We start from the raw sequence: 21,475 nt of genomic DNA, 5'->3' as shown, positions 1-21,475 counted from the left end.
TTATCTCCAGGACTTGTATTGGTTAATTAAGCCGTTGGTAGAACTATCATGGCTCGAAACTTTTTCGCTGCCCGCCAACTCAGGGAGAATCTTTTTGGCCAATTGCTTGCCAAGTTCTACTCCCCACTGATCGAAACTAAAGATGTTCCAGATAATTCCCTGAACAAATATTTTATGTTCGTAAATGGCAACTAAGCTGCCTAAAGTATATGGCGTTACTTTTTTCAATAAGATAGAGTTTGTTGGGCGATTACCTTCGAATACTTTAAACGGAGCAATTTTTTTAATTTCCGACTCTGATTTACCTTCTTTTTTTAACTCGGCCGTTACTTCTTCTTCGGTTTTACCGTTCATTAAAGCTTCGGTTTGTGCAAAGAAGTTTGATAACAAGATAGGATGATGATCGCCTAGTGGATTTAAACTCTGTGCCGGAGCAATAAAATCGGAAGGGATAATTCTGGTACCTTGGTGGATTAACTGATAAAAGGCATGCTGACCATTTGTTCCGGGCTCGCCCCAGATAATCGGTCCGGTTTCATAATCAACCTCATTGCCATTTCTATCAACATGTTTACCATTGCTCTCCATATCTCCCTGTTGGAAATAAGCGGCAAAACGATGCAAATATTGGTCGTAAGGTAAAATAACCTGTGTTTCTGCATTATAGAAATTGATGTACCAAACGCCTAACAAACCTAAAATTACAGGCAGGTTGCTTTCATACTCTGTAGTTTTAAAGTGGTTATCAGCTGCGTGGGCACCAGCTAACAATTGTTTAAAATTATCGAAGCCTATACTTAATGAGATGGATAAGCCGATAGCGCTCCATAACGAGTAACGACCGCCAACCCAATCCCAAAACTCAAACATATTTTCGGTATCAATACCAAAAGCAGAAACATCTTTAGCATTGGTAGATAACGCGGCAAAGTGTTTGGCAATATCACTTTCTTTTCCGCCTTTTTCTAAAAACCATGTACGGGCAGAGTGTGCATTCGTCATGGTTTCTTGCGTTGTGAAGGTTTTAGAAGCAACTAGGAATAATGTTGTCTCGGCATTTAAATCTGCTAATGTTTCGGCGATGTGTGTGCCATCAATATTAGAAACAAAGTGGATATTTAAGTGATTTTTATAATGTTTTAGCGCCTCGGTAACCATTACCGGACCTAAGTCAGAACCACCAATACCAATATTTACCACATCAGTAATGGCTTTGCCGGTATAACCTTTCCATTCGCCGCTAATGATGTTGTGGCTAAATTTCTCCATTTTAGCCAGTACTGCATTTACTTCAAGCATTATATCTTTGCCATCAACTAAAATTGGTGTATTGCTTAAATTACGTAAAGCAATATGAAGCACCGAGCGATCTTCCGTTTCATTAATCTTATCGCCATTGTACATCGATTTTATAGCTTCATCCAATTTACACTCACGGGCCAATTGAATCAATAGTGCTAATGTTTCATCGCTGATACGGTTCTTGCTATAATCTAGTAGGATATCCTCAAAAAAAACAGAAAACTTATTGAAACGATCTGCATCCTCAGCAAAAAGATCTTTAATGCTTTTTTGATTAATATCTATAAAATGATCGGCTAAATACTTGTAGGCCTCAGTTTCTGTGAAATTTACTTTAGGTAACATAATCTTTGTTTTTTTGTAAAAGTAATAAAGCAAAAATTTAAAATGGTCTTTTTAATGTTCTAAATCAATAAGAATTTTTAATGTCGATTAAACACAGTAACTTTAATATACCGTCCCAGTTAGTTCATCAATTATTTTAACCTTTAATTCTACATGATGTTAGAAAATTTAAATGAAATGGTGCGTGAAAACGTACAGGAAAGTGTTGTAAACAATACTGCTATTCCGAACGAACAAAATGAAGCAGTAATCCAGGCTGCATCGGGTTCGATTTTCGATACACTGAAAGACCAGGTATCATCAGGTAATATTGGGGCATTAACCGATATCTTTAACGGTAACAAAGCAGAAGGCACTCAGGTTGCTGAGCAGGCTTCGGGGAGTTTTATGGATAAATTAAGTGGCTTGGGCATTAATGCTGATACGGCAAAGTCTTTAGCGGCAAGCATTATTCCGGGCTTGATTGCCAAGTTTACCCAAAAAACAAATGACCCGAACGATAGCTCTTTTAACATCAAAGATGTTTTGGGAAGTTTAGGCGGTGATGATGGTAAATTTGATGTTAGTGATGTAATCGGTATGTTTAATGGTGGTGGGCAGGCGCCGCAACCTGGCCAAGCAGGAGGTGGCGGTATTATGGATAAGCTGAAGGGAATGTTTAATTAAGCTATATAAAGCTCAAGAGGTTGTATCATAAGTTGTGATTCTATTCGAATTTGTCACGTTGAGCTTCCCGATGAATCGGGACAAGTAGTCGAAAAGCTTTGTGAGGCATTTAAACAGGTCCTTCGACAGGCTACCAATAACAGATTCCAAAAATCGGGCGTCATTCCCACGCAGGTGGGAATCTTAAAGCTTATTGCATTACGATTCCCAATCAAGTTGGGAATGACGAATCGCTAAAACCTGTCATTGCAACTCCAATGTTTTTCAGTTTAAAAACTGACCTCTCAGGATGACAACTATATTTATGATACAACCTCTTTTATTTAATTTGAAAATAATAATTTGCGTTCCTCATGATTAAGAAGATATTGTTTGTTTTTGGATTGGCCCTAATGGCGCAACTTATTGTGGCATGTGTAATTTGCAATTGTCCGCCTGTTAAAACAATTTATTTTACCAATAAAGGGATGTCTCTTAAAAATATGGATGTGTCTTTGCCGCAGCCCATGGTTACAAATACCGGAATAATTTCCAGTGTTAATTATGGTATTCAAGTTCAGTTGATAACAGAGCAGCTTACTTTGACTAAGCCACGAATAACCTGGGGGCTAATGCAATCTGCATACGCTTGCAGTTGCAATGAAGACGACTTTATAGCTAAGGAGGGTATTTTATCCCTGAAAATAGTTTCCAATAACGACTTTGACACCAGTCATCCAAAAAATACCGATCTTAATTCGTATTTCAAGGCCAAAAAAGGTAGTACAATGATTTCAATAGATGATTACATCAAATCTTCAAAAGACCTAAGTTATAACACCAGGTATGCTTTTAATGAAGGCGTTTTTTTACAAGTAAGGCCAGCTATCGCAAAGAAACATCGATTTAAACTTATAATTACTTTGTCAGATGGCAGAATTTTAGAAGCTGAAACAACTGAAATTGAATTGGTTTAAACTTTCGGGTAAAACAATATTTCCGAAAATTTTAGTTTACATGGCTTTTTAAGAATGATCTTCATCAAATTGATTAGATTAGTAAATTCTTATACTTAAATAAACCGCTTCATGAAGAAAGTATACCTGATCCTTTTCTCGCTAATTTCCATTCATTCTTTTGCCCAAAAATCAGATTTAAGACCATTGGTTTCGAAAAAAGCTGATGCCATCGAACAAAAAGTAATTGCCTGGAGGCGCGATTTTCACGAACATCCTGAATTGGGAAATACTGAAGTAAGAACAGCTGGCATTATTGCAAAACACTTGGAGTCTTTAGGTATACAAGTAAAAGCAGGTGTAGCTAAAACAGGAGTAGTTGGTGTGCTAAAAGGAGGTAAACCAGGACCAATAGTGGCTTTGCGTGCCGATATGGATGGTTTGCCGGTTACTGAGCGGGTAGATGTTCCATTTGCCTCGAAGGTGAAAACACAATATAACGGACAAGAGGTAGGTGTAATGCATGCCTGTGGACATGATAGTCACGTGGCTATCTTAATGGGCGTAGCAGAAGTGCTGGCTTCTATGCAAAAAGATATTCAAGGGACGGTGAAATTCATATTTCAGCCCGCCGAAGAAGGTGTTCCTGCTGGAGATGAAGGTGGGGCGGCATTAATGATTAAGGAAGGTGTGCTCGAAAACCCGAAGGTTGATGTGATTTTCGGTTTGCACATCAATTCTCAAACCGAAGTTGGCGATGTAACTTACCGCCCGGGTGGAACAATGGCGGCAGTAAACGATATGAAGATTACAGTTACTGGCCGACAGGCGCATGGGGCTTACCCATGGAGCAGTATTGATCCTGTAGTAGTTTCAGCTCAGATTATTAACAGTTTGCAAACTATAGTTAGCCGGAATTTAAATGTGACTGAAAATCCTGGTGTAGTTACCATAGGAGCCATTAATGGTGGGGTGCGGTCGAATATTATTCCCGAAAAGGTAGAAATGTTGGGTACAGTACGCAACTTTAGTAAGGAAGATGAGGCTATGTTTATCGAAAGGATTAAAACCATCGTAACCAAAATAGCCGAAGCAGGTGGGGCTACCGCCGAAGTTAAAATACCTTACAGTAATCATTACCCAGTTACCTTTAATAATATTGCATTAACCGAAAAAATGCTGCCAAGCATGGAAACTACAGCAGGTAAGGATCATGTGAAATTAAAACCACCGGTTACAGGAGCAGAAGATTTCTCTTTCTTTCAGGAAAAAGTACCAGGCTTATTTGTGTTTTTAGGAGGAATGCCAAAAGGTAAAGATCCGTTAAAAGCCGCATCGCACCATACCCCCGATTTTTATCTTGATGAAAGCGGTTTCGTGTTGGGCGTTAAATTACTTTCTAATCTTACTTTAGATTATATGTCGATGAAGAAATAGGTTTTATTATTATAACTTTGTTTCATGACCAAAGAAAATATTCAAGATTTAAGGGACAGAGTAACGTCGCTGAGGAGGTATCTTTGACGTTGATGAGCTACTTTACGCCATCCGCGAAGAAGAAAAATTAACAATGGCACCCGATTTCTGGGACGACCCAAAAAAAGCAGAAAAAATTCTTGCCGAAATCAGTTCAAAGAAAAAATGGACAGATGGCTTTAACCAGACTAATAACGCGGTTGAGGATGCAGTGGTGATGTTCGAATTTTTTCAATCGGGTGATGCTTCTGAAAAAGAATTACAAGACCAATTCGAGATCAGTAAAAATGCCGTAGAAGAATTGGAGCTTAAAAACATGCTCCGTAGCAAGGAAGACCAACTTTCTGCCGTTTTACAAATTACTGCTGGAGCTGGTGGAACAGAAAGCTGTGATTGGGCTTATATGCTGATGCGCATGTATATGATGTGGGGTGAAAAGAACGGTTATAAAATTACCGAACAGGACAGCCAGGAAGGGGAGATTGCAGGTGTAAAATCGGTAACGCTTCAATTTGATGGCGATTTCTCTTACGGTTATCTGAAAGGAGAAAATGGCGTGCATCGTTTGGTTCGGATTTCTCCATTCGATTCCAATGCCCGCAGGCATACCTCTTTCGCTTCTGTTTATGTTTATCCCTTGGTTGATGATACCATACAGATTGATATTAATCCAGCTGATATAGAGTTCGAAACATTCAGGGCTGGTGGTGCAGGCGGACAAAATGTAAACAAAGTTGAAACAGCTGTTCGTTTATACCACAAACCATCAGGCATTATTATTAAAAACCAGGAGTCGCGATCGCAGTTACAGAATAAAGAAAATGCCATCCGCTTATTAAAATCTCAATTGTACGAAATAGAAGAACGCAAACGTAACGAAGCAACTGCACTTGTAGAGGGGTCGAAGAAGAAAATTGAATGGGGATCACAGATCAGGAGTTATGTGCTTGATGATAGGCGTGTAAAAGATCACCGTACCAATTACCAAACATCAAATCCTGATGCCGTTTTAAATGGCGATATAAACGATTTCTTGAAAGCTTATTTAATGGAATTTTAAAATCAAAAAAATGGCAAAATCATCCATCATTATAATTTTGTTGCTTATGGGAATTTACTATGCTAATGCGCAAGAAGTTGTGCCCTTGTATTCAGGAGAAATTCCGGGAGCCAAAACCACACCTGCTGATTATGTAGAAAATACCGAGGTGCGTGCCAATGGTACTTTGAGTGTTACCAAAGTATCGGTACCAACATTTACGGTTTTCGAAGCACCTAAAAATATCGCTACCGGAACTGCAGTAATCATTTGCCCGGGCGGTGGCTATGGCGCTTTGGCGTTTAGCCATGAAGGAACCGATGTAGCCAAAAGATTTAATGCTATTGGGGTTACAGCCTTTGTATTGAAGTACCGGTTGCCAAGCGATCAGATTATGGTTGATAAAACTTATGGCCCTTTACAGGATGCCCAGCAAGCCATTTATCTGATTAGAAAAAATGCAAAAAAATATGGGATTAAAGCCAACAAGATCGGGATTATGGGTTTTTCTGCCGGTGGGCATTTTGCCTCAACTTTGGTTACCCATTACAAAGACCTTAAAATTGCGGATCCCGAAAAGATAAATTTAAGACCGAATTTCGCTGCGTTGATTTATCCTGTGATTAGTTTCGAAGAATCGGTACATACCGGTACCATGAAAAATTTATTAGGGCCAAATCCTGCTGATAGTTTAAAGCATTATTTCTCTGCCAATAAAAATGTGAACAAAAAAACGCCTCCTGTTTTCTTTGTTCATGCTAAAGATGATAAGACCGTTCCTTTTGCCAATAGTGTTTTAATGAATGAGGCACTACAACAGAATAAGATAGATACTGATATTTACCTGTACGAAAAAGGTGGTCATGGTTTTGGTTTGATTAACAAAACTTCTGATGTAGATTGGCTTAACTTGTTGGCTAACTGGATGAAAAAAGAGAAATTTTAATATCTTTGCCGATATTTTAACCTCTTAACCAGAAATTTTAATGCAAAAAACAATTAAATATGCTATGGTAGCCCTAGTTGCGATCATTGCAATAGTGGGTTGTAAAAAAGAAATTAATTGGAATGCCAAGCTCGATCCTAATGGAAATGGCTGCAAGCTAGCCAGTTTAAAGGCCGATCTTGATATTTTAGGCACTTACACGCTTGCCTTTACTTATGACGCTTCTGGTAGGATTTCGAAAGCAACCACTACCGATGGGCAGACCAGTAATTATGCTTATACAGCAAATAAAATTACCGCTACCGATCAGGATGGGAATGTGTCTGAAATTGTTTTAGAAAATGGAAGGGCAATATCGAGTGGGAGTGATGGTGTTATTAATGGAGGTGGCGTTAGTTATAGTTATACCAGGAAATACACCTACAATACAGAAGGCTATTTAATTCAGGTGAAAAATTATTTAAACGGAGAATTAAATTCAACTGATAATTTAACTTATGCCAACGGCAATTTAGTAAAAGCAGTTTCAGTTGATGCTTACCTTGGCTACACAGAAACCACTACCTATGTATATTCAACAGAAAATGCGGTAAACACATACGAGATTGCAGATCCACTTTCTTACCATGTTGATTATTTCCCTGGTGGATATTTTGGAAAACAATCCAAAAATGTACTACTTAAAGGCACGGCAAAAACGGTTGATGGTAATGGAGATCCTTTTACTGACGCTGTTTATACCTTCGGCTATCAATATGATGGGAAAGGAAATGCTACATCGGTATCATTTTCAGTTCTTTCTACTTTTTATCCTGGTAGCGGTCCCGTACAAACGGATACTTATAATGTAAAATATAGCTTAAACTATACTTGTAAATAAAATACAAGAAATATAATCGAAGGCCTGGTCATAAATTATGATCAGGCTTTTTTTATAGCATTTTTTTGCCACTAAGATTGATTGCCTTCCAAATTTTCAAACCAGGATAACCTATATAATTAAGAAAATGAAGTAAAACGCCCATTTTACCACTCTTTTTTTACGATTTAACCCCTCATCATTCTACAATAACATGTATAGATTTGCTTACAAGCATGTCGATTTAAAATTTAGATTATGCTTGTAGCCTAACCAAATCTTATGAAAACTATCTACCAAGCTTGTCTGTTCCACAGTGGCAGCTAAATCTATTGCATTTGATTAATTATTGATTTACAGGTCTTTTGCAGATAATTAATCAAACCATAACACCTTACCATTAACCAAATATTTACCTAAATCAAAAAAAAAATGAGAAATGAAAAAATGAAATTGTGTATGTTATTCGCATACATGTTTGTCGTACTTTTATCTTGTAAAAAAGATAAAGAAGAAGTTAAATCAGAAAAGGCACAGGTTAAAGCCTGGGAAACACTGATTGATGGGAACTCCTTGGCCAGTTATGCCAATTTCGAGGCGCAATGGAATTATAATTATCCCTGGGGTACCGATCATAACGGTTCTGCACGCATGGTTGGGAGTACTACAAACCATAACCAAATTTCGTTGAGTGGAGGCGTATTAACAATTAAAGCTACCCGCTTAGCTTCATCGCCTGGAAACAGTACGGCTAACGGTTTTACCAATGTTGCTATATGGTATAACTCTGGTGCATGCCATGCGAAACAACAGGTTTTAATTAATGATCAGTTTCCCAGTTATACCATTTCTGGCGATTTTGCCGTGCCAACCAGCAGAGGAACCTGGCCTGCATTTTGGATTACTGGCGTTAATTCGTGGCCGCCTGAAAGTGATATCATGGAGTTTAAAGGTAATAACACCAATTGGCAGAATACCTATGATGGAGGCTGGGAGAATAAACTCACGGCAGTTGCTAATGCGGGCTCGTACCATAATTACAAATGCTGGTACAATAAAGTAAGCGCAACAGATGTAGATTGCCATTATTATATCGATAACGTTTGGGTAGCTAAGCATACCATGAGCAATTCGGTAAATAAACCTATGTGGCTAATAATCAATATGCAAATGGAAGGTGATAGTGGCTCTCCTGGTCCGTCTGGTAATACTTTTTATACCGGTAAAAATATTTATCTGGGTAGAGAAAGGGCCTTCTAGTTTAGAAAAACAAACATTTAATTTGGAGGTAGCTTTATAGCTGCCTCCATTTGATTATAAAACAAAATATGAAAAAATACCTAACCCTGTTTGCTGGTATGTTGCTCTGCATTTTACTGACGCAGTGCAAAAAGGATGAAATGGCAGTGCCAGAAAGCGATGTTAGTTTAGTAATCAACAAAATTAATCTGTTAAGACAGAGTGGATGTAATTGTGGCACCGAATACATGGCCCCAGTACCCAATCTATCTTTAAATAACGAACTGCAAAATGCCGCAATAACCCATGCCAAAGATATGGCTAAGCGAAATTATTTTGATCATTTATCTCCTGAAGGTGGTACTCCTGCAGAGCGTGCATTAAATGCAGGTTATACAGGTGATTTTAGGGCAGAAAATTTAGCTAAGGCATATAGTCAGGCTGACCAGGTAATTGCTGCATGGAAAAATAGTGTAAGCCACTGTAAAGCCATGATGGATGCCAAAAGTAAAGAAGCGGGTGTAGGGATGTCCCACAATTACTGGGTAGTAACCTTTGGTAATCCGTTATAATTCTTTTATCGTTTTGTCAATCACATCCAATAACCCATTGGTATAAGCATCATCAGTCAATTCCCAGAACATGATGCCATTTAATTTTTGATCAATTACATATTTGGTTTTTAATGAAATTGATTTAGGATCATCAAAAGTTGCGAGGTATCTTGTTTGTGGGTTATAGTAATAAGGCGCTTTGGCTGTTTCATCCCAATAATAGGTATAGCCATTTTCAGTTGAAAATTGTTTGGTGAAATCCTTAAAAGAAACACCTCTTAAAAATTTTGTTGGTTGGTATAATCCCTGGTTTGCATCGGTAGTGTTTTCAAAAATACGGGCGTAAAATGCTGCTCCTAATGCAATTTTTTGCGCAGGTACACCTAAACCGATTAGCGCTTGTACGGCGTAGTCGCCTGATAAAGATTGTTGAGCAGTACCATATAATGGGGTATGGTGGCCACTTTGTGTTGCATATCCACTCACCAGATCGTAACTCATCACATTAACCCGGTTTACCAATGGCATCACTTTATCCCATTCGAAACAAGAATCGATGCAGTTTTTCGTGCCACCTGCAGCAAAACTAATTTCGGCCTTTTTGCCTAGTTTTCTGCGCAATTCTTTAATCAGTAAAGTGAAATTATGTTTGTCATCTATCGTATATCTATGCCCAGGAAAGCCTACTACTGCGGGGTATTCCCAATCAATATCTATACCATCAGCATGGAAAAAGTCGAGTATTTCTTTAGTGGTTTTTGCAAATGTTTTTCGCCCGTCTGCTCGGCTGAATACTTCAGAGCAATCTTTGCAGGCACTCCAGCCACCCATGGCAATCATCACCTTTAAATCTGGATTGCGCTTTTTTAAGCTGATCATTTTCGAAATCAGCGCAGAATCTTTAGCCGATTGAATATTCAAACTATCGCCTTTTAAGTGGCCAAAGCTATAAATCAGGTGGCTTATTTTTTCAATTGGGAAACTATCTATTACTGTATTTTGCCCGGTATAGTAGGCAATTACATTTGGTTTTACTGGTTTTTGCGCTTTTACATTTGAACTAAACAGTAGCATGAACATCACGAAGGCAGTAATCCTGAATGTGGCGATGTTGTAATTGATCTTTCTTTTATGCACGGGCTAAAATTAAAGGGGTTATTTTTCAGCAATAATATTTTGTAATTCGTTTAATTCGGCAACTTTTTCTGTAGCGCCAGCGTTTTCGTATGCCGAAATCAGGTTTCTGATTACACGACGGATAATATCGGTATTGCTGCATGGCCTGTAGTATTCGGGCAGGGCCTCTAAATTAAGCTGACGCAGAAACTGATCAACATCATGTTTGCCGAAGATATTGCCGCGGTTAAAAGCATTGATGTAGAAAAGTACGCCGTATTCGGTTCCTTCCTGCTTGCTATCGTCTATATAACCTAAAATAAAGTGCTGTGGCAAATTGATTCCATAAACAGGCAGATCTAATTTCTGTGCCAGGGTAGAGTAGATAATGGCCAACGAAATCTGGTTGCCTTTTTTGCTTTCCAAGACCTGGTTTAAATAAGAATTTTGTGGGTCGTGATGATTTTTGGTATTGCCACCAAAACCATATTGTTGATACAAAACATGATTGATTAGTTTTACTTTTTCAACCGAGCTCATTTCATACTGCAGGCCTAACCAGATATCTCTTTTAATTTCTTCCATTTGGTTAATTACCTTTTGTTCATCTAAATCTGGATATTGGTACCGGTTAATAATTAATGCGCCTTGCAGTAAATCAAAAGCGCCACTTAAATACCATAAGTTTAAATCTTCCTTAACCGTTTTAAATTGGATCTGATGAACAATATTTTCGATCCGCTCCTGCAACAAGCCATCAAAAGACTGTTCCCAGGCATTTTCTAAAAAATGTACTACTTCACCGCCATATTCAAGCAGTTTCTTCTCTACATGATGGAACACTTCCTCGTCAGGATCATCCAACAATTTGACTAAAGCACTTATCTCTGCGTTATTTTCCATAAAACATACCTACGTTTGCAGTGTTTAATTACTTTTGCAATATTATGCTATTTCAATTTATTACAGATTACCTTAAACACCGTTTAACAGCAAAAAGCCGACATGGAACGCACTCTCCATTCGTGTACAGGCTCGCTGATGAGGTAATTTACGATTTTACCGACAAATCTGAATACAAAAATATAGAAGAACAGCGAAAAAAACTTTTTAATGACGATTCGATAATCACTGTTACAGACCTTGGAGCAGGTTCTCACCTCAATAAAAACCGTACAAAGAAGGTGAGTGAGATTGCCAAGAATGCGTTAAAAAGTCCGAGGCTGGCCAAGCTTATTTATCGGTTAGCTAAAGATACACACCCAAAAAGTGCGATTGAATTGGGCACCTGTTTGGGCATTACTACCGCTTATCTTGCAAAAACAAACCCTCAGACCGAAGTCATCACTATAGAAGGTTGTCCGCAAACGGCAGAAGTGGCGAAGAAAAATTTCCAGGATCTAAATTTAGAGAATATCGAACTTCATGTGGGCAATTTTGATTTAATCCTGCCCGATGTTATTGCCAAACAACCCAGTTTAGATTTCGTTTACATTGATGGTAACCACCGTAAGGATGCTACCCTGAATTATTTTAAATGGTGCTTGCCTAAAATTAATGAAGATTCGCTGCTGATTTTTGACGATATTTATTGGAGCGAAGGCATGAAAGAAGCCTGGGCAGAAATTAAAAACCACCCTGACGTTACGATAACAGTAGATCTTTTCTGGATCGGTTTGGTTTACTTTAAAAAAGGACAAGCAAAGGAACATTTTAAGCTCAAATTTTAAAAAATGAATGTTGAACCCAAGTTAGAAGGCATCCAGAAACGATCGGCAATGTTTATTTTGTTGATTAGTTTATTCACCGGGATTGCTTTTTTTTTGGTATCGCTTTTTATTGAAATGAGTGTGCTTACGCATATCATGTTGGGTTGGGATGTATTTTGTTTGATCCTGATAACCCTCCATTGGTATATGTTTTTTCATACCTCAGCTGCCGAAACACATCTTAAGGCTAAAATGCAAGATGAAACACGGGGCGAAATTTTTGCCATTGTAGTGGTATCTACCTTTGCAGGTTTGCTTGCTGTAATTCTGCTGTTAATTAATAAAGATATCGAGCCGCTCGATCTGGTCGTGGCCATTGCCGGTATGTTTTTATCGTGGTTTTTGGTGCACACCACATTTAGCATGCGTTATGCGCACCTTTACTATGGCGGCGATAAGAAAAAACATATTGATAAAAAAGGAGCTGGGCTGGAGTTTCCTGGTGATGATGAACCCGATTTTATCGATTTTGCTTATTTTTCTTTCGTACTGGGCATGACTTTCCAGGTTTCTGATGTCGAAATTTCGAGCAGGGAGATCAGACGGCTTTCCCTTTTGCACAGTTTAATTGCCTTTATCTTCAATACGGTTATTGTAGCATTAACCATTAATGCACTGGCAGGGCTAAGTAAATAACAAATCGTCATCTCGACCGGAGCATTACGAAGTGGAGAGATCTATCATGTCACATTTTTTGTCATCCTGAACGCAGTGAAGGATCTTTAAAATTCACTATTTTAACAGGAGTGGTGTCGAGGAAAGATTTATTCCTACACAATTACAACAGTTTTTGGAAATGAACAGTCCAGTTCTTTTGGCGGGCTTCAGTCCCGCTCTCCGTTACTTCCGGTGAAGAACCGGAACCACTTTGATCGGGTTTAGAAACTACAGTTAACTGCCTTTGGCTCACACTAGGAGCAATCCCTTCATTATAAACCTGACAGCAGCGAACATCCCGATTCTTTACCGATAAATCGGCACTGAATTAGCTTCGGGATAAAGCGGATGGCAGGGCTTCCTTCGCCAAGAATCACAAACCTTTTGTTTTCAAATTAAAAGAAATAAAATAATTTATTTGCCTGTTAATCAGTCCGTTGTATTTTTAAACTGATTTTTCAGTAATATAACTTGTTTTTTAGTTGTAAAACTGAAAAGTAAGTTATAGATTTGGGTATGGAAGAATTAACTAAAGCAGAAGAGCGTATTATGCAGGTTTTATGGAAACTGCAAAAGGCATTTGTGAAAGATATTATTGATGAACTGGAAGAAGAACCTAAACCACCTTATAATACCATCTCCTCAATTGTTAGGCTTTTAGAGAAAAAAGGTTATGTTAATTATAAGGCCTATGGAAAAACTTACGAGTACTTTCCGGCGATTACAAAAGATGAATATACCAAAACTACCTTTTCAAAATTGTTTTCAGGTTATTTTGATAATTCTCCAACCAGCCTTTTATCGTTTATGGTAAAAGAAGAAAAACTAAGTGAAAAAGATATAGAAGAAATTAAAAAGATCATTAACCAAGATTCAAAGTCATGATTTTAATTTATTTGTTAAAGGTTTCGGCCTGTACGCTCATATTTTTTGCTGCTTATAAGTTATTATTAGCTAAACTCACGTTTTTCAACCTGAACCGTGCTTACTTACTATTAATGTTGGTGCTGAGTTTTATTATTCCAGCACTTACCATCGAAAATCGCCACGAAGTAACAGTAGCCAGTCAGGAGATTCCGTCAAAAATAGCGTACAGCAATGATGGTTTTGTTGAGCAGGATTTTATAGATGATGGCAGCGTTACTAACAACCTAAACTGGAATCAACTGCTCATGTATGGTTACTGCTTAATTTTAGCCACCCTTGTTTTTAGAATGCTTTTTATGATGGTACGCATCCAGATCCAATTGCGTAAACATGCCATAGATAGGAGCGGAGCTGTAATCTTGGTTGATGCAAAATCAACCATAAAAAACTGTTCTTTTTTTAACCAGATTATTGTCGACTCGTCGTTACAGCTTGAAGAAAAGAACCTGGTAATTAAACACGAATCGGTCCACGTAAAGCAGTGGCACGCTTTTGATAAGCTTTTGGTTAACCTCGTAACAGCAATCCTCTGGTTTAACCCCATAATTTATTTCTGGCGGAATGCCATTGATCATAACCACGAATTTCTGGCCGACCGTGAAACTTCTAAGGTTGCAGATAAGAAGCTTTATGCTTCTTTACTTTTAAATCTGGCTATGCCAGCTAAAAATTTAGCCATTAATAGTTTTAGTAAACTTCCACTAAAAAATAGAATCATGATGTTGTACAAAGAACCAAACGCAAAGCTGCAAAAGCTTGCCTATTTAGCCATTATTCCGGTTTTAATGATTTGCTGTATGGCATTTATAAACCGCAAAGAAATTATTGTTGAGAAAAAATTAGCTGGAAATCTAGCTTCAACAGATGCACCAGTAAAGCCAAATGTTTATGCCATGAACTACTTAAATAGCAATATTAAGGTTAATCCAAATAATGCCTTTAATGAAGTAGAACCAACATTGATTATTGATGCCGGTCATGGCGGAAAAGATGGAGCTGTAAGTGGCTTAGATGGACAAAAGGAAAAGGACCTAAACCTAAGAGCTGTAAAAATCCTTAAAGAAGAAGCCGCAAAAAGAGGAATAAAGGTGATTTTAACAAGAACTTCCGACCAGTTTATCTCACTTCGCGATCGTTTGCCTAAACAAGACGCTACGGCTTTTATTTCCATCCATCATAATGCAACGCTTGCAAATGCGGCTGTTCCCTTCAGTGGTATTGAAATTTATGTTTCGAAACTGAACAGCAATATTAAAATGGCCGAAGATCTGGGTGCTGGTATTTTAAGCAAGTTAAAACAGCAAAATGGACTTGAAGTAAGAGATTCATTAAAAAATGCAAGCCTTTTATTACTCAGAGAATCTAAAGTGCCTGCTGTTTTAATTGAGCTTGGAAATATATCTGATAGTAAAACTCTTAATTACATCAATCAGGAGAAAAATATCCGAAGAATCAGCAACCTGATCTTAGATGGGTTTGTCGCTTTTTCGAAACGTGGTTGTTAATCAATTATAGCTATGGAATGGTTAACCTATCTGCTTAAAGTTACCGCATGTACGGTGTTGTTCTTTGGTTTTTATCTGGTGGTTTTAAGAAAACTCACTTTTTTTAAAATCAACCGCTTTTATTTATTGACTACGCTATTGTTGAGTTTTATTATTCCGGCTTTGCAGTTTGAAGTTAAGCGCGAAATAACAGCAGTGGAAACTGAGGTTCTGGCTGATATACCTGAAATAAAATCCGGAACTCAAGCACCTGTTCAGCTTATTCAGCCCATTATGGTGGAGTACCAGCCAGAAGTAAGGCCTAAAATCAACTGGATGGTGTTGATGTATTATATTTATGGTGGTACAGCCTCACTTTTATTGTTTGCTTGCCTATGGCGGCTATTCGGCTTGCTTAAACACACAGGTAGTTACACCCAAAATAACGATGGCCTAAAGCTAATAACCAAAACAGCAGGTTTTACCAACTGCTCCTTTTTTAACTATGTTTTTATAAATGATGAGGATTTAAGTGCGACCGATTTATCTGTTTTGCTTAAACACGAACAGGTTCATGCCAGGCAATACCACTCGATAGATAAAATTATTCTAATGGTTTTTAAAGCAGTTTTATGGTTTAATCCTGTTATTTACTTATATGATAAAGCTTTAGAGCAGCAACATGAATATGAGGCAGATGAAATCACTTCTACAGATTTTGGTAATCAGGCATATGCCAATCTTTTATTAAAATTGGCTATTACCAAAAGTGATATGCCACTGATCCACAACTTTGTTAAGAGCCCTATTAAAGACCGCATTAAAATGTTGTTCAACCAAAAATCAAAAAATATGAAAAAGCTATTTTATGTATTGGCATTGCCGATATTACTGGGGCTGGTGTATGGCTTTACAGTAGAGTATGTTGATGTTGCACTTTCCAACAAGGTTGAAAACAAGCGAACGCACCTTGATTATTCTAATGGGAAATGGATAAAAGGTACAGTTGTGAAAACTCGTAAAGATCTTGAATCATCATTTTTTACGTTAAAAGCTATAGATAAGATTTATACAATATCATCAGGATTTGTTGACATAAAAATTAAAATTGGTGATGAATTAAATGTTTTTGTGGTGCCCAATGTGATACCTCCTCCTCCAATTGGCGAGCCAGATAGATTTAAAAATATCGATGAAATTACCTACGTGCCTCAAACCATAAAAGATTTAAAAGGTAATTCAATTTATGAGTATAAACCTGAAAAATATGCCTTTCTGTATGAAGTAAATAAAGCCCGTTTTGCTACATCAAAAATTAAATCGATACAAAAAGGCGCCAATAATAAAATTGAAAAGATTGTTTTAAATGATGGCCTTTTTACCATCAACTTAAACCTTAAGCCGCAAAATATAAAGGATAACAATTTTAAAACAGGAGATCGGGTGTTGGTGAAATTTATTGGCGAAAAACTAATATCAAAGAACACCTATACTACTGATAAAATGATTGTTTTGTATTCTGAACCTAAAAAATATCTGATCAAAAATGAAACACTTTATAATAGGTTTTATTTTAATGATGGGAAACAGAAAGTAGCTGCGGTAAAAGATGAGCCAGTCAAAGTTTCAGAACCGGTTAAACCTAAAATCATCTCCTTCTATAAGATAACGGGTGATACAAAAAATAAGATTTCTTACATGAAAAATGGAGTAATGGAGGTTTTAAATAATAAATTGGAAGCCGAGTACATAGAATTTGATCAGGGCAATAATAAAATAATTGCAAAAAATGGCGTCCTAAAAAGTTTAGATGGAAAATCTATAGTAAAAGCTACTTTATTCACTTTAGACCTGAACAGAAAGATTTTCAGTATGAAAGATGTCGAAGGCGAATATCATGCGGTTAATTTAGGCGATACAGACCATAAAAAGGAAAATTTGGTAAATGTAAACGATAATATAGAGTATAGTGCCGAGGATTCAGTCAAAATGAGTAAAGATAAATCCATAATTTATTTATTTGGAAATGCGAAGATGTTGTATAATAAAACAACGCTATCAGGAGCGAAAATTGTTTATAACAAAAATAACAGCTCAGTAATGGTAAATAAGGCAACCATGATTTCGGATGATAATAAAGTTGTTAAGGCCGATAGTATGTATTTCGATCTAAAAAGTACAAAAGCCAAATTATATGGTGCTGACTTAAATCGCTAAATGCTGAAATTTCCTTTCTTTCTTCTTGCATTATTTTCTGTTTTATCTTCTCGAGCCCAATTCAACCTCTCAGGGAAGGTAACTGATCAAGAGTTTAAGGCCTTATCATTTATTACCGTTAAAATTTCTGGTTCTCAAAACAGCGTAAATTATACCCAAACAGATAGTTTAGGTTTTTACGCTTTTAAAAATCTACAAACTGGAAAATATTTGGTTGTTTTCTCAGCGCTGAATTTTAAAGCCGTAAACCAGTTATTTACCTTAACAAAGGATACTGTAATCAACATTCAACTCCAGAGCCATTCGAATACCCTTGTCGACGTTCAGATCAATGCTAGAAAAGCTTTAATAGAAAAACAGATCGATCGGACGGTTTTTAATGTTGAAAACAGTATTTCTGCCATTGGAACCGATGCATTGGAATTACTTTCGAAAGTGCCTGGTGTTCGGGTTTTGAATGATAAGGTTTCGTTGGTGGGTAAAGGCGGGGTTAATGTGATGATCAATGATAAATTGTTACCCTTATCGGATGATGAACTGTCGAATTATTTGAAATCAATTTCATCGGGCAATATCGCCAAGATTGAAGTGATTACCAATCCACCTGCAAAATACGATGCACAGGGAAATAACGGTTTAGTCAACATTGTGCTAAAGAAAGCTACGGCCGAAGGATTTAAAGGGTCAATAAATACAGTTTTTACACAAGCTACTTATCCAACTGCATCTGCAGGTGGAAATTTAAGTTATCGGAAAAATAAGATTACGCTTTCCACAAACTTTAATATCAGAAAAGGGTCTCTTGTGCCGTTCGAACAAAGTGATTTTTTTTATCCCACACAAACCTGGAATATTGTAAATAAAGACCGGAATTTTAGAACGGTACCGAGCGAACAGATCGGAATTGATTACCAGGCCACCCCAAAAACAGTATTGGGGTTATCGTACAACGGCGGCTTGACCAACTTCCATTCTGAAGAAAATATTAAAACCACGATTTATAACAAAGCGGGTAATTTAGATTCGGTACTGAATTCTGACGCCAATGCCAAAATCAGATCCCATTATCATTCTGCCAACGTTTATTTAAAGCAAGCTTTAGATACTACAGGAAAACAGCTGATCATAAACGGCGATTGGTTTAAATACAGTGATGATAAAAACAGGTTTTTTAACAATACAAGTTATTCCCAAAATGGAGAAGTCATTCCCGATTACTTTGCCGAATACCTATCTACCAGTAAACAAAATATAGGTTTATATACCTTAAAAGCCGATGTAGACTTGCCCTATAAAACCTTTAAGTTCTCTTTCGGTACAAAACTGAGCTTTGTAAACAACCAGAGTGATCTTGCTTTTTACAAAGTTCGTAATATTGCTTACGAGTTAGATCCGGCTCAAACCAATCTTTTCAATTATCAGGAAAATACGCAAGCCCTTTATGTTAACTATAATAAAAGCATAAAACAGTGGGGGTTTCAGGTTGGACTACGAGGAGAGTATACTCAGATTGATGGTATATCGGTTAATGAACAGAATAGCAATGAGTATTTTCGTATTTTTCCTACACTTTACATTGTTTATCGCGCAAACGATAAAAACACTTTTTCTGCTAATTATGGCCGCCGGATCAACCGACCAGCTTATCGCAAATTAAATCCTTTCCGTTGGTACAGTAATCAATATGCTTACACTGAAGGGAATCCTTTTTTACAGCCGTCGTATAACGATAATATCGAAATTTCGCATACTTACCATAATATCCTCACGAGCACATTATCATTTAGTCATGTTACAAATGGCTTTAATGATGTTGATTTTATTGATGCAGGCACCAATATTCAGGCGGCAAAACCTGTTAACTTTATTACCGGGAACCATTATCAATTCAGCAATGCCATCACGCTTAATGTTTTCAAATGGTGGGAGAGTATCAATCAGGCTGATGTTTTTTATAATGTATCAAATTCTAGCATCGCGCAAACCCTAAGTAACCTGAATGGGTTTGGCGCTTATTTTTCTACATTAAACCAGTTTGTTTTTAACCCATCGAAAACTATTTTGGGTGAAGCAAGTTTCTGGTATCAATTTCCTACGGTTGATGGACTTAACCAAAATAAAAGTCAATATAACCTCGATTTGGGTATAAAAGCATTATTGCTCAACAAGAAAATACAATTGGCCATTACTGCCACCGATGTTTTAAAAACAAATCGATACCGTTTTAATAGCTTGATCAACAACATCAGGCAGGAGTACAATAACTATTATGATAACCGCCAGTTGAGGGTTACCTTTCGCTATAATTTTGGCAATGAAAAAATTAAACAGCAGGATCGGAAGCCGGGAAATGAGGAGGAGCGGAAGAGGAGTAATTAGGGATGGAAGATCCTTCGACTACGCTCAGGATGACAGCGCGGGGATGCCCAATCTCCATCCGCTAAAATGCTTCCGCTAAACTGATATAAAATCCCGATTGTCGTTTCTCGTTTGGTAATTTTTCGCCTATTCCGTAATCTACCCTTACGCTCAAACCTTTTGCCGGATCGAAAAAGTAGCGGCCACCAACACCAAAGTTCGGTTTTAGTCCATCAGCATTAAACCCACCGTTCGCAAATACTTTACCCGTACCGGCAAAAGCAACAATGCCAAAACGGTTCATAAAACGGTAACGGATTTCGGCCTGTGTAGCTATTAGGTTTTCGTCGCGATAGCGACCACTGTAATAGCCACGCATCACCTGGTCGTTGCCCAGCTGTTGTAAAAGGTAAAATGGGGTGCTTTTGCTTTGTATGGTATAAAAAATTCCCTGAACCCCTAAAACTACTTTTGGAGCCAGACTAAAGAAACCACGAAGATCTAGCTTAATTTGTGAGCCATTAAAATTATCGCCACTAAAAAAATCGGGTGCATATTGGTAGGTTGCCCTACCAAAAAAACCTTTCGTTGGGTAGTTGTTGCTGTTTCGCGTGTCATAACTTTGCGATGCACCAATCCAGGCCACTGAGCCACCATCCTTGTCTAAAATCTGAGGATTTGTACTGTAAATGCCGCCAATTTCCTTATCTATAAATCGGTAATTTTCAAAACCCAACGAAACACCGGTATAAGCTTTAGGTACAATATTCTTTTCTGCATCGAAAAGTACCTTAAAAACCCTTTGATCTAGTTTATCTTCATCTACCTTTTGTGCATTATTGCCAATGCCATAAAAATTGAAGGGCTGGTTTTTGAAACGGACATCACCAATAAAATGATATTTGTTGCCTTTGGTCCAGGTATCGCCTTTTAAAGCAAAATTTGCTGTTTTTTTTGTGGAGTAAGTGGTGTTCAAAGCGAAATTAGAACTGCGGTTCAGTGTGTCTTTACGGTCTATATAAAATGAGTAAATGGCGCCAACCCCAAATTCGAAACCTGTTTCCTGACTATAGCCAAAGGCTGGTAATGGTAAAAAGCTGGCTTTACGGGTCGTATCTTTTTCGTTTGAGAGCATCTTTCTGATCAGTTTCATCTGTGCAAACGAACTTCCTGAAATGAGCGTAAGTAAAATAATTAGATAATATTTTTTCATCAAGATTTATTTGATTTTATAGGCAATGAAGCTATCGTGAGCACATCCTTGTATGGTGAGCTGTTTTTCATTACTGCAAAGAAAAGGAAATTTAGGAATAAGTTGGTTAATCGGTTAATTGTTTAAATCGGTTAACTGGTTTCAAACTTGAAATTAAATTACCCCTATTATTAAATTTTCTTTTCATAGATCCTGAAACAAGTTCAGGATGACGATCGCGAGGATTTGATGCAATGCCTGCGCCACCTAAACCGGATTGAAGGGGAAAGCCCACAGGTGAGGTACGAACCGAGGACTTTTACCAAAAAGCCGGACTGACGTTAAAATGAATTGCTGCAATTGCTTTCCAAATAAAGATCCTTCGACTATGCTC

General features: G+C 37.5%; 18 protein-coding genes. 14 read left to right on the top strand and 4 right to left on the bottom strand.

What is annotated here, in order from left to right:
• Window positions 1-1,647 (bottom strand): glucose-6-phosphate isomerase, encoded by a 1,647-nt coding sequence (pgi, locus tag EZ456_RS09060; protein ID WP_131529387.1) that lies wholly within the window; start codon window positions 1,645-1,647, stop codon window positions 1-3.
• A 153-nt stretch (window positions 1,648-1,800) separates the two neighbouring features.
• Between pgi and EZ456_RS09055 the strand changes: the two genes are divergently transcribed.
• The 8 genes from EZ456_RS09055 to EZ456_RS09020 all read left to right on the top strand — a co-directional run bounded on the left by EZ456_RS09055 (window position 1,801) and on the right by EZ456_RS09020 (window position 9,379).
• Window positions 1,801-2,313: a hypothetical protein gene (locus EZ456_RS09055; protein WP_225876506.1), complete on the top strand. Its 513-nt coding sequence runs from the start codon at window positions 1,801-1,803 to the stop codon at window positions 2,311-2,313.
• A 467-nt stretch (window positions 2,314-2,780) separates the two neighbouring features.
• Window positions 2,781-3,269 (top strand): DUF5034 domain-containing protein, encoded by a 489-nt coding sequence (locus EZ456_RS09050; protein WP_165501288.1) that lies wholly within the window; start codon window positions 2,781-2,783, stop codon window positions 3,267-3,269.
• Between the two features lie 111 nt (window positions 3,270-3,380).
• Window positions 3,381-4,685, top strand: coding sequence for an amidohydrolase (locus EZ456_RS09045; protein ID WP_131529383.1), 1,305 nt, complete (start codon window positions 3,381-3,383; stop codon window positions 4,683-4,685).
• Between the two features lie 24 nt (window positions 4,686-4,709).
• A protein-coding gene (gene prfB, locus EZ456_RS09040) for a peptide chain release factor 2 (RefSeq protein WP_131529381.1) occupies window positions 4,710-5,784 on the top strand; the annotation gives its coding sequence in 2 pieces (ribosomal slippage) (window positions 4,710-4,769 and window positions 4,771-5,784; 1,074 coding nt in all).
• 46 nt (window positions 5,785-5,830) lie between these two features.
• Entirely contained in the window at window positions 5,831-6,709 is an 879-nt protein-coding gene (locus tag EZ456_RS09035) for an alpha/beta hydrolase (protein ID WP_225876505.1), read from the top strand.
• 40 nt (window positions 6,710-6,749) lie between these two features.
• Complete coding sequence (locus EZ456_RS09030) at window positions 6,750-7,589, top strand: DUF4595 domain-containing protein (protein ID WP_131529377.1); 840 nt, start codon at window positions 6,750-6,752, stop codon at window positions 7,587-7,589.
• 411 nt (window positions 7,590-8,000) lie between these two features.
• Entirely contained in the window at window positions 8,001-8,828 is an 828-nt protein-coding gene (locus EZ456_RS09025; protein ID WP_131529375.1) for a glycoside hydrolase family 16 protein, read from the top strand.
• Between the two features lie 68 nt (window positions 8,829-8,896).
• Window positions 8,897-9,379: a CAP domain-containing protein gene (locus tag EZ456_RS09020; RefSeq protein ID WP_131529373.1), complete on the top strand. Its 483-nt coding sequence runs from the start codon at window positions 8,897-8,899 to the stop codon at window positions 9,377-9,379.
• Here the strand turns inward: EZ456_RS09020 and EZ456_RS09015 are convergent.
• Together EZ456_RS09015 and EZ456_RS09010 are read right to left on the bottom strand one after the other, a co-directional pair.
• Window positions 9,374-10,498, bottom strand: a complete 1,125-nt coding sequence (locus EZ456_RS09015; RefSeq protein ID WP_225876504.1) for a glycoside hydrolase family 18 protein — start codon at window positions 10,496-10,498, stop codon at window positions 9,374-9,376. The genes EZ456_RS09020 and EZ456_RS09015 overlap by 6 nt on opposite strands.
• Before the next feature lie 18 nt (window positions 10,499-10,516).
• On the bottom strand, window positions 10,517-11,380 hold the full coding sequence (locus EZ456_RS09010; protein WP_131529371.1) for a transglutaminase-like domain-containing protein: 864 nt from the start codon (window positions 11,378-11,380) through the stop codon (window positions 10,517-10,519).
• 44 nt (window positions 11,381-11,424) lie between these two features.
• Here EZ456_RS09010 and EZ456_RS09005 point away from each other — a divergent pair, with 44 nt between their 5' ends.
• The 6 genes from EZ456_RS09005 (at window position 11,425) to EZ456_RS08980 (ending at window position 19,910) form a co-directional block, all read left to right on the top strand.
• The gene (locus EZ456_RS09005; protein ID WP_131529369.1) at window positions 11,425-12,207 is read left to right on the top strand and encodes an O-methyltransferase; all 783 of its coding nucleotides are present in this window, start codon (window positions 11,425-11,427) and stop codon (window positions 12,205-12,207) included.
• A 3-nt stretch (window positions 12,208-12,210) separates the two neighbouring features.
• Entirely contained in the window at window positions 12,211-12,882 is a 672-nt protein-coding gene (locus tag EZ456_RS09000) for a DUF1345 domain-containing protein (protein WP_131529367.1), read from the top strand.
• Between the two features lie 537 nt (window positions 12,883-13,419).
• Complete coding sequence (locus EZ456_RS08995) at window positions 13,420-13,788, top strand: BlaI/MecI/CopY family transcriptional regulator (RefSeq protein WP_131529365.1); 369 nt, start codon at window positions 13,420-13,422, stop codon at window positions 13,786-13,788.
• Window positions 13,785-15,335, top strand: coding sequence for an N-acetylmuramoyl-L-alanine amidase (locus EZ456_RS08990; protein ID WP_131529363.1), 1,551 nt, complete (start codon window positions 13,785-13,787; stop codon window positions 15,333-15,335). Before EZ456_RS08995 ends, EZ456_RS08990 begins: the two co-directional genes overlap by 4 nt.
• Window positions 15,336-15,347: 12 nt before the next feature.
• Entirely contained in the window at window positions 15,348-17,531 is a 2,184-nt protein-coding gene (locus EZ456_RS08985) for a M56 family metallopeptidase (protein WP_131529362.1), read from the top strand.
• Window positions 17,532-19,910, top strand: a complete 2,379-nt coding sequence (locus EZ456_RS08980; protein ID WP_131529361.1) for an outer membrane beta-barrel family protein — start codon at window positions 17,532-17,534, stop codon at window positions 19,908-19,910. It abuts the gene before it with no gap.
• Between the two features lie 61 nt (window positions 19,911-19,971).
• Here the strand turns inward: EZ456_RS08980 and EZ456_RS08975 are convergent, their stop codons facing one another.
• Complete coding sequence (locus EZ456_RS08975) at window positions 19,972-21,102, bottom strand: BamA/TamA family outer membrane protein (protein ID WP_131529360.1); 1,131 nt, start codon at window positions 21,100-21,102, stop codon at window positions 19,972-19,974.
• Window positions 21,103-21,475: the final 373 nt, after the last annotated feature.

The sequence above is a fragment of the Pedobacter psychrodurus genome, assembly GCF_004331735.1.
In the GTDB taxonomy this organism is placed as follows: Bacteria; Bacteroidota; Bacteroidia; order Sphingobacteriales; family Sphingobacteriaceae; genus Pedobacter; species Pedobacter psychrodurus.
This window is presented reverse-complemented; position numbering and strand designations above follow the sequence as displayed.

Coding starts and splice junctions, on each gene's coding strand:
- EZ456_RS09035 (WP_225876505.1), top strand. CDS start 5,831: ATGGGAATTTACTATGCTAATGCGCAAGAAGTTGTGCCCTTGTATTCA.
- EZ456_RS09045 (WP_131529383.1), top strand. CDS start 3,381: ATGAAGAAAGTATACCTGATCCTTTTCTCGCTAATTTCCATTCATTCT.
- EZ456_RS09010 (WP_131529371.1), bottom strand. CDS start 11,380: ATGGAAAATAACGCAGAGATAAGTGCTTTAGTCAAATTGTTGGATGAT.
- EZ456_RS08975 (WP_131529360.1), bottom strand. CDS start 21,102: ATGAAAAAATATTATCTAATTATTTTACTTACGCTCATTTCAGGAAGT.
- EZ456_RS09050 (WP_165501288.1), top strand. CDS start 2,781: ATGTCTCTTAAAAATATGGATGTGTCTTTGCCGCAGCCCATGGTTACA.
- EZ456_RS09020 (WP_131529373.1), top strand. CDS start 8,897: ATGAAAAAATACCTAACCCTGTTTGCTGGTATGTTGCTCTGCATTTTA.
- EZ456_RS08995 (WP_131529365.1), top strand. CDS start 13,420: ATGGAAGAATTAACTAAAGCAGAAGAGCGTATTATGCAGGTTTTATGG.
- EZ456_RS09025 (WP_131529375.1), top strand. CDS start 8,001: ATGAGAAATGAAAAAATGAAATTGTGTATGTTATTCGCATACATGTTT.
- EZ456_RS08990 (WP_131529363.1), top strand. CDS start 13,785: ATGATTTTAATTTATTTGTTAAAGGTTTCGGCCTGTACGCTCATATTT.
- EZ456_RS09055 (WP_225876506.1), top strand. CDS start 1,801: ATGATGTTAGAAAATTTAAATGAAATGGTGCGTGAAAACGTACAGGAA.
- EZ456_RS09030 (WP_131529377.1), top strand. CDS start 6,750: ATGCAAAAAACAATTAAATATGCTATGGTAGCCCTAGTTGCGATCATT.
- EZ456_RS08980 (WP_131529361.1), top strand. CDS start 17,532: ATGCTGAAATTTCCTTTCTTTCTTCTTGCATTATTTTCTGTTTTATCT.
- EZ456_RS09000 (WP_131529367.1), top strand. CDS start 12,211: ATGAATGTTGAACCCAAGTTAGAAGGCATCCAGAAACGATCGGCAATG.
- pgi (WP_131529387.1), bottom strand. CDS start 1,647: ATGTTACCTAAAGTAAATTTCACAGAAACTGAGGCCTACAAGTATTTA.
- EZ456_RS09005 (WP_131529369.1), top strand. CDS start 11,425: ATGCTATTTCAATTTATTACAGATTACCTTAAACACCGTTTAACAGCA.
- EZ456_RS08985 (WP_131529362.1), top strand. CDS start 15,348: ATGGAATGGTTAACCTATCTGCTTAAAGTTACCGCATGTACGGTGTTG.